The following is a 13,629-nucleotide window of genomic DNA, read 5'->3' on the forward strand; positions in this document are numbered from 1 at the left end:
GCTACAAAAAGGGCAGTTTTTTGATTCATAGCGTTGATTCCTTGCAAATATAGACAGTATATAGCGTTAGACTCTACGCTAGCATGAATTTTGTCCATTACACCAAAAGTGACATTTTAAACACAACTAATTTTTTTAATTTAACTTAAAATACATGAATATTAGTTATTAGTTATATATTTGTGGCTATAGAAGACTTATACTGATATCAGTGCCACAACAAACATTTTAGCTAAGACACCTTAACGGCAATCAAAGTGGATGAGCTGTTCTTTATAGATTTTACCGACAATCACTGATACTACCTACCTTTACTAAAATAACTAAATAATCGTTGATATAAACCGTGGCTTATATGCCAAGCCAACAGTCTATGATAGCGAACAACCAAAGAGAATGATTATGTTAACTTATAAAGCACCTCTACGTGATATCAAGTTTTTGATCAATGATGTTTTTGACTTTCAAACCCATTATAAAGATTTGGATAATGGCGAAAACGCAGACTCTGAAACAGTTGATATGATTTTGCAAGGCATGGCTGACTTTGCCGAAAACGTCCTTGCTCCGATCTATCAGCCAGCTGATGCAGAAGGCTGTCATTTTGACAATGGTGAAGTCACCACACCTAAAGGCTTCAAAGAAGCCTATGATCAGTTTGTCGAAGGCGGTTGGCAAGGTATTTCGTACCCTGAAGAGTTTGGTGGCATGAACTTACCTATGTCTATCAACCTAATCAAAGCGGAAATCATCGGTACGGCTAACTGGCCTTGGGCAATGTATCCTGGTTTATCAACAGGCTGCATCAATACCATTTTGCAATATGGTACAGACGAGCAAAAAGAAACTTACTTGCACAAACTGGTTGAAGGCTCTTGGGCTGGTACTATGTGCTTGACTGAACCACAATGTGGAACAGATTTGGGACAAGTCAAATCCAAAGCCATTCCACAAGATGATGGCTCTTACAAACTTAGCGGTACCAAAATTTTCATCTCAAGCGGTGAACATGACCTAACGGAAAACATCGTACATATCGTATTGGCTCGCCTACCAAATGCACCAGAAGGCACACGTGGTATCTCGCTATTTATCGTACCGAAATTTTTGCCAAATACTGATGGCGAAATAGGCGAACGTAATGGCGTCACTTGTGGTTCTATCGAGCACAAAATGGGTATTAGCTCATCAGCGACTTGTGTATTGAACTTTGATGACGCAGTCGGTTACCTAATTGGTGAACCAAACAAAGGCTTAAAAGCCATGTTTACCTTTATGAACACCGCACGTATCGGTACTGGTATCCAAGGTTTGGCGCATACAGAATTGTCATTCCAAAATGCACTACCGTATGCAAAAGACCGTCGTTCTATGCGTACGCTATCTGGCACTAAAGAACCTAAAAAAGTAGCGGATGCCATCATCCATCATGCTGACGTACGTCGTATGCTACTGACCCAAAAAGCCTTTGCTGAAGGTGGTCGCTCGATGATTTATCACTCAGCGCGCTATGCGGACAAAATGGCACAAGGTATCGCCAACGGCAATGACGAAGAGTTTGAAAAGTGGGATGACAAATTAGGTTTCTACACCCCTATTTTAAAAGGCTTCTTAACCGAGCTAGGTATCGAAGCTGCCAAACACGGCCAGCAAGTATACGGTGGCCATGGTTATATTAAAGAATGGGGTATGGAGCTGATTGCTCGTGATGCCCGTATCGCGACCATGTACGAAGGCACCACTGGCATTCAAGCATTAGATTTGTTAGGTCGTAAAGTCATCTTACAGTCTAAAGGTAAGATCATTCGCGACTACACCTCAAGTATCATGAAATGGTGTGGCGAGTATGCGCTTGATAAAGACATGCGCAAGTTTGTATGGGCACTGACTAAGCTGTGTGCTGAGTGGAATACTTTAACAGTACGTTTGATGCTAATGGCACGTAAAGATCGTGAAATTATCTCTGCTGCTTCAGAGGATTTCTTAATGTACTCAGGCTATGTGATGATGGGTTATCATTGGGCACGTATGGCGGCTGTTGCTTATGACAAGCTTGAAAACGGTGGTACTGAAGCGCCAGAATTCTACAAAGCAAAAATCCAGACTGCGGAATTCTACTTTGATAAGCTGTTGCCACGTACCTCAGGTCATGCTGAATCAATGGTCGCACCAAGTGAAAGCATGACGTCAATGGATATCGAAAACTTTGCTTTCCTAGACTAGGATTAAAAAACTAATCAACGATGCATAAAAAAGCGCCTATATTTAGGCGCTTTTTTGTACGTAACAGATATTCATTGAGATATTTGGCTCAATCGTTCTGACCTTAGCTGCCTAAAACTTTTTTCTTATACACTGCACTTAACTCTACAACCTCAACACATATTTGTAGAGAGGTACGATCTGATTGTGCTGTTGCCAGCTCTGCTTCTAATGTCGTCATTAATATCTCAGACAACTCATTACGTATGGTCAGATCACGGCCTGCCATCAATTTAAAATTAGCATAGACAAATCCATTCACCTGTTCATCATCTTCTACGCCAACCAAAAATGTCTCAAGAGGTACGATGCGTGCTTTGATATCCGTTGGCTTACCAAAATGTCCACTATTCCATAGTGCTTGATTTAGAGACTTAAGCAATGACTCTTCATGAGGGATACTGACATTAGGAGTCGCTTGCAAGGTTAAGTGTGGCATGAGTATATCCTTATAAAACATGAGTAAAAGTAAAATTATTATAAAAGAATAAACGTATTTGATATCAGCGACAATACTTTTTAGTCATCAGCAATCTAGTCAACAATCTAATCATCAATAATGTTACTAAAATGTGCCTTAAGCGTGCTAGCCAACTGTAAAGGTGGCAACTCAATCTCTAATCCTCGGCGACCAGCACTGACATAAATCGTAGGCTGAGACTCTGCTGAGCTATCGATGATAGTCGCTAAGCGTTTCTTTTGACCTAATGGGCTAACACCGCCCAACACATAACCAGTACTGCGCTCCACTTGTTTTGGCTCTGCCATTTGCACTTTTTTGCACGATAGCACTTTATTAGCAGATAAGGCTTTCGCCATTTTCTTAAAATTCAGCGTTTTATGAACTGGCAAGATAGCAACAGCCAATGTACCCGACTCTGTCATGACGACCAAAGTTTTAAAAACTTGTGTGACATCCACTCCGAGCTTTTCTGCAGCTTCTAAACCAAAGGAAGGCGCATTACTGTCATGAATATATTCGTGCAATTGATAGTCAAGATTTTGCTGTTTGGCAAGATTGATAGCTGGAGTCATAGTAATTTAACGTATTTTAATGAAAGGAATAGGTAAATAATAATATCATTGAGGACATATCCTCCCTAGAATATGTCTTCACTCTAAAAATGATGGTAAAGATAAACTACCATCAAACGAGAAAAATAACACAGATAATATAGGGATATTGACCAGCCATTTAACGATATTTGGCTATTTTTAGCCCAGTTAGATGACCATCGTTTGGATTAAAAACAGCCCCTATTCGAACTATTGGAGAATGTATAAAACAAACTTTAGCCCACAAATGAGTAATCCCTCAATACTAATATTAGCAGTATATATCGCTTTGATGGCTTTTATGGCATTATAAGCACAATATATTTAACTACTTTTGATACTCATTATGATACCCAGTTTCTTAAAGAATAAGTTTCTAAAAAAACGGACTGTCAAAGCGACAGCCACAAATAACAAAGCGGCTACTACTGATGCCAACCTAAGCACTACTAAGCCTTATTCAAATGCGCCAATAAACCAGATTTATCGCAAGCTGTCTGGTCAAATGCTCGATGTGGCTGTCAAACCTAAACTATTAGGTGAGTTACCGGAGTTTGAAGCTGACGATCAGACGATCAGTTTTTACGTACTACAAGAGTATTCACGCTCCAATAGTATTTTGATTGACTTACAGACGCAAGAGTACAATTTGCCACCCGCATTAGTTGGCGTAGAAGATACTACTCATAATATTAAAGAAAATGCAGCCATTATCTTTTTGAACCATCCAAATGCTAAAGACAGTCAGTTGTCACCGCGCCTATCACGTCTCGTATCTGCTGTATTGCAATATCCAGATCTCAAAGTGCGTTTGGTACCAGTATCTATCCTATGGGGACGTGCACCAGAAAAAGAAGACTCCCTATTTAAGCTACTGACCGCTGATAACTGGCAAGACCCTAGTATCACCAAACAGTTATTTAATATTGGCGTAATGGGACGCGATACCTTTGTGCAATTTCATCCACCACAAGATTTGCGTACCTTCATCAATGATAGCCTTACAGGTAATATAGAAGGACCTGCTATTTTTGATTCTCTAGCTGCTGATTTAAAAGATAATCTAGACAACGATAATGGCATAGAACAGACTGACAAAGCACCAAATTATGCGCTGGTAGCAACCGCTGATAGTAATCGCGAACTGGTTCGTATATTGCAGCAACAGCTGTCGATTTATTTAGACAAACAACGTGCCAGCATGCTCGGTCCTGATTTATCAGACCGCCGTAACCTGGTAGATAAACTAGTGTACTCACCTGCCATCAAGCATGCAATAGAGACAGAAGCTGCAGAAACAGGCACAACGACCCGCGAAGCTCGAAGCGTGGCAAAAGGCTATGCCAATGAGATGGTCAACGACTACTCTTACCCCATCATTCGTGTCTTTGACCGATTTTTAACCTGGTTGTGGACGCAGTTATATGATGGTGTTGATGTGCATCATTTTGAGCGAGTACGTGAGCTGGCCACCGATTATGAAATTATTTATGTGCCATCTCATCGCAGCCATATCGACTATATGTTGCTGTCTTATGTGATTTATAAACGCGGATTAAGTATTCCTTATGTGGCAGCAGGTGATAACCTTGATGTGCCGGTATTAGGGCCTTTGCTACGCGGTGCCGTTGCGTTCTTTATTCGTCGTAGTTTTCGTGGCAACGCGTTATACACCTCTGTATTGCGCGAGTATATGCACACATTAATCACTCGAAACACGCCCATAGAATACTTTATTGAAGGTGGTCGCTCACGTTCAGGTCGCTTACTGCCACCGAAAATGGGCATGCTAGCCATGACCGTGCATAGCCAATTACGCCAAACCAATAAGCCTGTCGTCTTTATTCCCACCTACATTGGTTACGAGCGTATTATGGAAGGCGGCACTTATATTGGCGAACTTAAAGGTAAGCCAAAAGAGTCTGAATCTTTGATTGGGTTAATCAAAGCGGGTCGTAAAATTGAGCGTATTTTTGGCAACGTACACTTAAGCTTTGGTACGCCACTACACCTTACCGAGTTTATGAAAAAATTCGATGTGACAGCCAATAGCTTACCTGCAGATCGCACGGATACACCTATGGATGACAAGGCCAGCTCTATGGTCGACAACATCGGTGTAAAAATCATGCAGCATATCAATAAAGCAGCAGTGGTGACTCCCGTATCACTGTTATCTTTAGTGCTACTGTCGGCACCCAAAGCAGCTTTAGATGAAAATAGCTGCCGAGAGCAAATTGCGCTCTACCAAGATTTGGCCCAACAACTGGCCTACTCAGATGATAGCGTAGTTACCGACATGACGCCGCAGCAAATCATCGATTACGGCATTAAGCTCAAACTTATCGAACGAACGCCGCACATTTTGGGTGATATCATTCAGGTCGCAGGCAAGCAAGCGCCGCTACTCAGTTATTTCCGCAATAATATCTTGCATGTGTTTATTTTATTGTCTTTCTTATCTGCATTAGTCGCTCGCAATGGCCGCATCAGACGTAGCCGTTTAGACAGTATCGCTGAGCAGTTGTACCCATTTTTACAGACTGAACTGTTTTTGTATTATCCAGCACATAGCTTAGCCGATACGCTCGACAAAAAAGTCGATAACTTACTCTCTCACGGGCTAATTGTAGAACTCGGTGACGACATACTCAGCGTTCCTGAGTCGAATAGCAAGCACTACCAACAACTGCAAGCACTTGCAACGCCCGTTGGACAGAGTCTTGAGCGTTACTTTATGACCCTTGCTCTACTCGCCCAGCAAGGCTCGGGTAATCTAACCGAAAATGAAGTTGTAGACTTGTGCCATCTACTTGGACAGCGTCTGTCGGTGCTATATGCCGATGACATTCCTGATTTCTTTGATCGTGCCTTGTTCACTAGCTTCATCAGTGCACTAACGCGACTCGACTATCTACAAAAAGACAGTGAAACAGGCGTGCTTACTTTTGATCAACGTATCCATGACATCGCTCATCATGCTAAATACGTGCTGACGCCTGATATGATGAAAATTTTGCAACAGGTCGCCAGCTTAGACGATGCCGAAATCACCCATGCTATTACTGAAATTAGTAATAAAAAGCAGCGTAAATTTGGCCGTAAGCGTTAGGTTTTGCGATCATCATAAAAAGAGTCAAGCTTCTATGCTTGGCTCTTTTTTTATAAAAATACCTACCAGCTTAAAAAAGATGATAAGTATCGACATGTAGCCAAAGGCAAATATGGCACCAGTAACAGGTGCCAACGCCCTACCTGTATCTGAAGTCATCCTCATCATAGCCTGATGCTGTGCCTCACTCCTTTCATCCGACGTAAAAAAGCCGTTTCCATCTAAATCAAAGGCATCAAGCTCAGCTTGTAGATAGGCATCGGTAAAATAAACACCGACTTGAACCAACAACCAAACCACGACTATACCAATAACAAATACTTGCCAAGAAGCCAGACGAGATTTCTGCGAAAACTGATGTTTATAAACCATCACGATAGGCAATACTATCATTGCAAACATAGATGCCAGACTTAAAATATCGAGTATTTTTTCCATGATTTATCTCTTAAACAACAAAAAAGGCATAACCTAAGTTATGCCTTTTTTTTGCAACAATAATGTATTATTCGTGGTTTTTCGTTGAATTTACTCTAAGTCGAAATCTTCTTATATTTAGCACGCTTCGGACTGGCATCATCACCCATCGTCTTTTTGCGATAGGCTTCAAACTCAGTGTAGTTACCATCGAACCAAACTGGGCCTTCTTCTTCGAATGCCAATATATGAGTAGCAATACGATCAAGGAACCAGCGATCATGCGATACGACCATTACTGTACCTGGGAATACTTGAACCGCATCCTCTAGTGCACGTAAGGTTTCGATATCCAAATCGTTTGATGGTTCATCGAGCAGCAATACGTTTGCGCCTTGCTTTAGCGTTTTCGCCAATTGCAGACGGTTACGCTCACCACCTGATAATTGACCCACGTGTTTTTGCTGATCTGAGCCTTTAAAATTAAAGCGACCGATATAGGCACGACTTGGTGTGGTGTAGTCACCAACGGTAATGATATCGAGGCCATCAGAGACTTCTTCCCAAACAGTTTTGTTGTCGTCTAGATGGTCACGTACCTGACCGACATAGGCCACTTTAACACTTTCACCCAAATCAACTGAACCAGTATCTGGGGTATCGCGCTCGGTGATCATATTAAATAGCGTGGTTTTACCTGCACCGTTAGGGCCAATAATACCTACGATTGCACCAGCTGGTACATTAAAGCTTAGGTTTTCATAAAGCAAACGATCGCCAAATGACTTGGAGATATCATTAACTTCGATAACTTTATTACCCAAACGTGGACCAGGCGGAATATAAATCTCAGAGGTCTCATTACGTTTTTGGAACTCTGTTGAGTTCAACTCTTCAAAACGCTGGACACGAGATTTAGACTTGGCTTGTTGACCTTTTTGGTTTTTTCGAATCCACTCAAGCTCTTTTTTCAGCGCTTTAGCAAATGACTCTTCTTGCTTATTCTGTTGCTCTAGACGCGTATTCTTTTGCTCTAGCCACTCAGTATAGTTGCCTTCATACGGATAGCCGTGGCCACGGTCAAGCTCTAATATCCACTGCGCCACATTGTCTAAGAAATACCTATCATGCGTAATGGCAACGATAGTACCGCTGTAGTTTTGCAAGAACTGCTCAAGCCATGCAACTGATTCGGCATCCAAATGGTTGGTCGGTTCATCAAGTAACAGCATATCAGGACGAGACAATAACAGACGACACAATGCCACACGGCGTTTTTCACCACCAGATAGCTTGCTGACATCAGCATCCCATGGTGGCAGACGCAATGCATCAGCCGCTTTTTCCAATTGAGTGTTTAGATTATGCGCATCCCAAGATTGGATAATGTCTTCCATCTTGCCTTGTTCTTCAGCCAACTTATCAAAGTCAGCATCAGGCTCGGCATATTCAGCATAAATAGCATCTAAACGTGCCAGCGCATCTAGCGCTTCACGCATACCATCTTCAACGTTACCGCGTACATCTTTACTGTCATCAAGCTGTGGTTCCTGCGGCAAATAACCGACTTTGGTACCTGCTTGCGCGCGTGCTTCGCCACTAAATTCAGTATCCACGCCTGCCATAATGCGCAGTAAGGTTGATTTACCTGAACCATTGATACCCAATACACCAATTTTGGCACCTGGGAAAAATGATAGGTTGATATTTTTTAGAATTTCACGCTTAGGGGGAACAAGTTTTGACACGTTGTTCATCGTGTAGATATATTGAGCCATTAACACTCCGATAGACTGCATAGAAGAGGCTAGCAAATCATACTTAGCAATGATGCCAAGCACGCCATACCTCAAAATCAGGGTTACACATTATAAGTCATTATCGCATTGTGGCGCATACCCTGCAAGCCAACAGATTGTTTTAGCGTTTGTTTTACTGCTTTTGTCACTGAGTATGACGCTTTCCAACAAAAAGCAGAAATGAAATGGACTGTCGAATTATCTTGTTTAACATTTTGATTCATAACTGTTTTATAAAGACCACAAAAAGCAGTATCAAATCTTACGAAAAATTAATCAATAACCTTTAAAATATTAGATTATCTTAACAAGATGGTCTGAGATAGTTTAAACAGCACTCACTCAGAAAGCATCAAAGCATCAAAGCATCAAAGCATCAAAGCATCAAAGCATCAAAAAAGGTAACCTGTTTATGGCTATTGGCTATCGCCCTGAAATTATCCAACGTGCGTTTATTGACTTTGTTGGCTCACACGTGAATCCATTTTGGTCATGGACCCAGCCTAAGTTGCGACTGATTGCACGGCAAGTACTCAATCATGACTTAATTGCTTTACATTTCGAAGGCAACTATGCCTTTAATCGACAAGTATTTGATCGACAGAATGGCTGGCATGGTGGTCAATACATTGGCTTAACGGTCATTATCAATGGCGTTCATCATCAGCGTCATTACTCATTGGTTGGGTTACCGAAGCAACCGTTATATTTATATTCTGGCATCGACAATACTAAGAATAAACAGTCACATATCATTACTATTGCCATCAAACCTCAAGGATTGGTATCTAATAATCTAACACAGCAAGCCGAACTCGGTACGATATTCGATAGTGGTTTACCAAGTGGCGAGTTTACGCTCACACAGTCAAAACTCAATGTACAGTCAAAAATTGATACACCGCCAACTAAACATCAGCAAACTTTACCGACGTCATTACCCTTATTATTCATAGCCGGCGGCAGTGGCATTACTCCGATGTTGGGACTTATTACACAAGCACTGGAGGCTGGTCATATTGTCACGTTGCTATATTACAGTCGCATGCCACTGGCAGAGACACCTTTTTTAGAACATTGGCGGCAATTAAAAGATCGTTATCCAAATTTTAACTATCACTTTATCAATACAGAAGACCCCAATAGTTATTTGGCTGGCACACGATATCTCAGCTCTGACAGCTTGCGCGCGCTCAATTTGCCATTAGCAGAGACGCAGATATTTGTGTGTGGATCGCAAGCATTGTTAGCTGGCTTATATAAAGCTACCGCAGAAATACCCTCCCCTATAAATAAGCAGCTACGTGATAACATCATAGTAGAGAGCTTTGGTAATGCTCTAGTTGGTTTCAACATAGATGACTATCAAACATTCGATAAAACGGTATCTGTAGAAGAACACACTGTCTATTTACGGTCTCGGCACAGGCAGTTTAGCAGTGACACGACCATACTGATTGCTGCTGAAAATGCAGACGTAAGACTGGCGAACGGTTGTAGGCAGGGTATTTGCCAGTTATGCCGCTGTAATAAAGTTAGCGGTGTGGTAAAAAACATTCAAACAGGCAAGATCAGCCATGAGGGCTACGAGTCTATTCAAACCTGCATCAATATCGCTATGACCGATGTGGTATTAGATATTTGAGATATATGCAACATGTACAAGCATTCTTAAACATTCGTTGTCTCATCCGATATTAGTCGCCTTAGTTAAGGAGTTTTTATGCGTTTATTACCGCCTATGTTCATTGCACGGTCTGCCGTATCTGCATTTTCGACAGCTACGGATATACCATCGAAACAAAAGCTCTATCCAACATTAACAGGTGCACAGCTACCAAAAGCACGCAGTGACGCACTGGCTGATGAATTAAACACGCTATATAAAGACATTATGAGTTCATTAGGCAGCGAAGATGCACGTTATATTCAACGTGTACACGCCACCGTGGTCTACAGCGAGATTGTCTCACGTGGTTTACTCGCGGCGGCTGGACGTATGCCATCCAAACGTGGCCTGATAGCGACTTGGCTACTTGGCACCTCTTTACTCAGCTTCAGCAAAATTTTGAACAATATGGAGCTGGGACACAATGTCATGCATGGGCAATATGACTGGATGCAACACCCTTAATCTAAATAGCCAAAAATTTGATTGGGACATCGTTTGCCCTGCCCCGCTATGGCAGCATTCGCACAATTATTTGCATCACACATTTACCAATATCGTTGGTCGTGACCACGATGTCGGTTATCATTTAATTCGCGTGACGGATGAGCAACCTTGGACCCCAAGCGATCGCTACAACTTACTTAATACGATGTTTTTGGCTTTAGGGTTTGAGTGGGCCGTTGCTTTTCATGACATTCAGATTAGTGTTGATGAATATGCTGAGTCTCCACAGCTAGCAGCAATCATGCAGCCTAAATCTCGTGGCCTATTTGCCAAAATGGCAAGGCAGGTCGGCAAAGACTATATTGCATTACCTGCTGTAGCAGGAGCGTTATTAGGTCGGCGTAGTGCTATGACGACATTGAGTGGCAATATCACGGCCAATGTTGCTCGTAATTTATGGACTTGGGCCGTGATATTTTGTGGACATTTCACGGAGCAGGCTCATGTTTATACTGAGCTTGATGAAAATGAAAGCAAGGGTGAATGGTATGTGCGCCAGATTCTTGGCTCTAGCAATATAAAAGGCAGTAAATTTTTTCATCTCTTGACGGGGAATTTGTCGCATCAAATTGAACATCATCTCTTTCCTGATATGCCCGCCAGACACTATGCTCGCATCGCTCCGAAAATACAGGCCATATGCCAAAAATACGAGCTACCTTATAATACTGGGCGCTTTGGTCGTCAACTTCGACAAGTCATGGGGCGCATCCATTACTTTAGCAAACCAAGAACAGCAGAATGGCAAGCTTATTTACAATCACAATCACCCGCATCGACTCATGCCGTCAAAGAAGAGACTAAAGACGTTCCTGTCATACGTGGGTTGGGGAAATACCTTCCCCCAGTCATGCGCCAAGCTTTATTTTATGCTTAACGCATTAAAGCGTATTGCATGTACTTCATGCTTTAGATCGCTTAGATAATGAAAATATGTATCGACTTTAAAAATCAGGTCGCTTTATAATCATAGTACCTAATAACAAATGACATTTTATAATAACGGAGAGTAGCAATGAGCAATCAAACTGCTGAACAACCTATAAAGATCACCCATGATATAGAAACCAAACGATTTGAGACTGCTATCGATGACCATATTGGCTATATAAGTTATCAAGAGCAAGATGATAAGCTAGTCTACGATCACACCATCGTACCGCAAGCACTAGGTGGACGCGGCGTCGGATCGGCATTGGTCAAGCACGCGCTTAATTATGCACGTGAGAATGGCAAAAAAGTCGTACCTCAATGCTCGTTTGTATCATCATACATCAGTAAACACCCTGAATATCAAGACTTACTCTAACCTAACTCCAAAATATATCAGCTATCAAAAATAAACTTATTAACACTACACCACCCTCCTGCTAATTTGTTATCTAATCCGGTGTATTTATCTTTAAATATATGGCAAGATAGCAAATAAAGGCGGGTTTTCTACCCTATAATTATTACAAAATAAAGCCCGCTTAAATTTTTTTAGTACCGTTGATGGTAGGATAAAAAGTGTGATAGATATGATGTTAGATAGCAGCTGTAGTCATAATGTTGCGACTAATATTTTTAAAAAACCACTTTATAGTTGGTACAAAACAATTTAGATATAAGAAAGGCATGCGAAACTATGTCAAATAATAGACTGAGCAAGCCTAACACTATATTTACTTATATATGGCTGGCTATAATATAACAATAAAGGTTATTCATATGAGCAGTTTATCTCAAGAACAAGTTGACCTACAATTAGAAGAACTGACTGGTTGGGAGCGCGATGGCAACGCTATCGTGAAAACCTATCATTTTAGCAATTTTATTGAAGCTATGAGCTTTATGAATCAAGCGGCATTTTATGCAGAAACACTTGAGCACCACCCAGAATGGCGCAATATATACAATATTGTAGAAGTACGTTTAACAACCAATGACAGTAACAGCATCACCAGTCATGATATTCGTCTCGCCAAACGCATGGAGTATATTATTCAACCAAAAAGCTTATAACCGAATTCAATTGACAGTCATACGCTTAGAATTTTGATGCTTATACTTTTCATGGTGACATATTTGGTGCTCAGATAAATATTTTAAAATAAACACTTCAGAAAAATCAGCCATAAAAAAGTCCTCATAATATTATGAGGACTTTTTTTGTTTAACGATTTTTTATTTAATCTTCTATGTCTCATTATCACATCTTGCGACTTATGAACGCGACGATGAATAGAATAACAGCAACCGCTAAGAAAATATATGCCAAATTAGCAGATAGTCCAGCGACACCACCAAAGCCTAAAAAACTTGCCAACAATGCGATTACAGCAAAAATAATAGCCCAGCGAAACATAATCTTCTCCTTAAATTATTATTAATAAATATCAGACAGTGAAAGTCATACCACTAGTATCTATCAATAGATATCAAATAATATATAGCAACGTTTTTCTCTTTCTGCTTGATATTAGTTTTATTTTTTAGTATTGATTACAAATCCTTATACCTATAGGCTAACAAGATATATTTTTAAAAGACGTTCAGTTTGGTAATAAAGTCGGTAAGTTATGTAATCTTTGTATTGAATTTTCGTCTTCTACAGATTTTTCTAAGGCTTATGTGTAGTGATGGTGAAGAACGCCTTATTCATTGTTATTTCATTGTTATTTTTATCCTATAATCTGTTATAAATAGTAGGCGAAGAATACTTTTTTAGTCTGTTCAGCCCCTGAGTCATTTATAACAAACCATTCATCTAAAAAACTCGTTTAACAATATCTTGTCAAAAATCTATTAAGGACAATCAATATGGA

Annotated in this window: 12 protein-coding genes; 7 read left to right on the plus strand and 5 right to left on the minus strand. The window is 40.8% G+C overall.

Annotation, left to right across the window (positions count from 1 at the left end):
- Positions 1-402: 402 nt before the first annotated feature.
- Positions 403-2,223: an acyl-CoA dehydrogenase C-terminal domain-containing protein gene (locus ACT3SX_RS09990; RefSeq protein WP_192519814.1), complete on the plus strand. Its 1,821-nt coding sequence runs from the start codon at positions 403-405 to the stop codon at positions 2,221-2,223.
- 103 nt (positions 2,224-2,326) lie between these two features.
- Here the strand turns inward: ACT3SX_RS09990 and ACT3SX_RS09995 are convergent, their stop codons facing one another.
- Together ACT3SX_RS09995 and ybaK are read right to left on the minus strand one after the other, a co-directional pair.
- Complete coding sequence (locus ACT3SX_RS09995; protein ID WP_192519813.1) at positions 2,327-2,701, minus strand: 5-carboxymethyl-2-hydroxymuconate Delta-isomerase; 375 nt, start codon at positions 2,699-2,701, stop codon at positions 2,327-2,329.
- A gap of 107 nt (positions 2,702-2,808) precedes the next feature.
- The gene (gene ybaK / locus ACT3SX_RS10000; RefSeq protein WP_192519812.1) at positions 2,809-3,297 is read right to left on the minus strand and encodes a Cys-tRNA(Pro) deacylase; all 489 of its coding nucleotides are present in this window, start codon (positions 3,295-3,297) and stop codon (positions 2,809-2,811) included.
- A 367-nt stretch (positions 3,298-3,664) separates the two neighbouring features.
- On the opposite strand from ybaK, the gene plsB reads away from it, so the two are divergent.
- On the plus strand, positions 3,665-6,430 hold the full coding sequence (gene plsB, locus ACT3SX_RS10005; protein ID WP_442069824.1) for a glycerol-3-phosphate 1-O-acyltransferase PlsB: 2,766 nt from the start codon (positions 3,665-3,667) through the stop codon (positions 6,428-6,430).
- A gap of 24 nt (positions 6,431-6,454) precedes the next feature.
- On the opposite strand, the gene ACT3SX_RS10010 is transcribed toward plsB, so the two are convergent.
- Entirely contained in the window at positions 6,455-6,868 is a 414-nt protein-coding gene (locus ACT3SX_RS10010; RefSeq protein WP_442069822.1) for a hypothetical protein, read from the minus strand.
- A 95-nt stretch (positions 6,869-6,963) separates the two neighbouring features.
- Positions 6,964-8,625, minus strand: coding sequence for an energy-dependent translational throttle protein EttA (gene ettA / locus ACT3SX_RS10015; RefSeq protein ID WP_442062638.1), 1,662 nt, complete (start codon positions 8,623-8,625; stop codon positions 6,964-6,966).
- Between the two features lie 433 nt (positions 8,626-9,058).
- Here ettA and ACT3SX_RS10020 point away from each other — a divergent pair, with 433 nt between their 5' ends.
- The 5 genes from ACT3SX_RS10020 (at position 9,059) to ACT3SX_RS10040 (ending at position 12,826) form a co-directional block, all read left to right on the plus strand.
- A complete protein-coding gene (locus ACT3SX_RS10020) occupies positions 9,059-10,291 on the plus strand; it encodes a flavin reductase family protein (protein ID WP_442069820.1) in 1,233 nt (410 codons plus the stop codon).
- Positions 10,292-10,369: 78 nt separating this feature from the next.
- Complete coding sequence (locus tag ACT3SX_RS10025) at positions 10,370-10,780, plus strand: hypothetical protein (protein WP_442069818.1); 411 nt, start codon at positions 10,370-10,372, stop codon at positions 10,778-10,780.
- Entirely contained in the window at positions 10,749-11,699 is a 951-nt protein-coding gene (locus tag ACT3SX_RS10030; protein ID WP_444761719.1) for a fatty acid desaturase family protein, read from the plus strand. Before ACT3SX_RS10025 ends, ACT3SX_RS10030 begins: the two co-directional genes overlap by 32 nt.
- Positions 11,700-11,837: 138 nt before the next feature.
- Positions 11,838-12,131: a GNAT family N-acetyltransferase gene (locus tag ACT3SX_RS10035; RefSeq protein ID WP_442069814.1), complete on the plus strand. Its 294-nt coding sequence runs from the start codon at positions 11,838-11,840 to the stop codon at positions 12,129-12,131.
- Positions 12,132-12,532: 401 nt separating this feature from the next.
- A complete protein-coding gene (locus tag ACT3SX_RS10040; RefSeq protein WP_442069812.1) occupies positions 12,533-12,826 on the plus strand; it encodes a 4a-hydroxytetrahydrobiopterin dehydratase in 294 nt (97 codons plus the stop codon).
- A gap of 187 nt (positions 12,827-13,013) precedes the next feature.
- Here ACT3SX_RS10040 and ACT3SX_RS10045 read toward each other — a convergent pair whose 3' ends face one another.
- Positions 13,014-13,169 (minus strand): DUF1328 domain-containing protein, encoded by a 156-nt coding sequence (locus ACT3SX_RS10045; RefSeq protein ID WP_194196142.1) that lies wholly within the window; start codon positions 13,167-13,169, stop codon positions 13,014-13,016.
- Positions 13,170-13,629 lie beyond the last annotated feature (460 nt).

The organism is Psychrobacter sp. AOP31-B2-9 (genome assembly GCF_052378005.1).
Taxonomy (GTDB): Bacteria; Pseudomonadota; Gammaproteobacteria; order Pseudomonadales; family Moraxellaceae; genus Psychrobacter.

What these genes read in the sequence shown, in the direction of transcription:
- ACT3SX_RS09990 (WP_192519814.1), top strand. Translation starts at nt 403, where the DNA reads ATGTTAACTTATAAAGCACCTCTACGTGATATCAAGTTTTTGATCAAT.
- ACT3SX_RS09995 (WP_192519813.1), bottom strand. Translation starts at nt 2,701, where the DNA reads ATGCCACACTTAACCTTGCAAGCGACTCCTAATGTCAGTATCCCTCAT.
- ybaK (WP_192519812.1), bottom strand. Translation starts at nt 3,297, where the DNA reads ATGACTCCAGCTATCAATCTTGCCAAACAGCAAAATCTTGACTATCAA.
- plsB (WP_442069824.1), top strand. Translation starts at nt 3,665, where the DNA reads ATGATACCCAGTTTCTTAAAGAATAAGTTTCTAAAAAAACGGACTGTC.
- ACT3SX_RS10010 (WP_442069822.1), bottom strand. Translation starts at nt 6,868, where the DNA reads ATGGAAAAAATACTCGATATTTTAAGTCTGGCATCTATGTTTGCAATG.
- ettA (WP_442062638.1), bottom strand. Translation starts at nt 8,625, where the DNA reads ATGGCTCAATATATCTACACGATGAACAACGTGTCAAAACTTGTTCCC.
- ACT3SX_RS10020 (WP_442069820.1), top strand. Translation starts at nt 9,059, where the DNA reads ATGGCTATTGGCTATCGCCCTGAAATTATCCAACGTGCGTTTATTGAC.
- ACT3SX_RS10025 (WP_442069818.1), top strand. Translation starts at nt 10,370, where the DNA reads ATGCGTTTATTACCGCCTATGTTCATTGCACGGTCTGCCGTATCTGCA.
- ACT3SX_RS10030 (WP_444761719.1), top strand. Translation starts at nt 10,749, where the DNA reads ATGGGCAATATGACTGGATGCAACACCCTTAATCTAAATAGCCAAAAA.
- ACT3SX_RS10035 (WP_442069814.1), top strand. Translation starts at nt 11,838, where the DNA reads ATGAGCAATCAAACTGCTGAACAACCTATAAAGATCACCCATGATATA.
- ACT3SX_RS10040 (WP_442069812.1), top strand. Translation starts at nt 12,533, where the DNA reads ATGAGCAGTTTATCTCAAGAACAAGTTGACCTACAATTAGAAGAACTG.
- ACT3SX_RS10045 (WP_194196142.1), bottom strand. Translation starts at nt 13,169, where the DNA reads ATGTTTCGCTGGGCTATTATTTTTGCTGTAATCGCATTGTTGGCAAGT.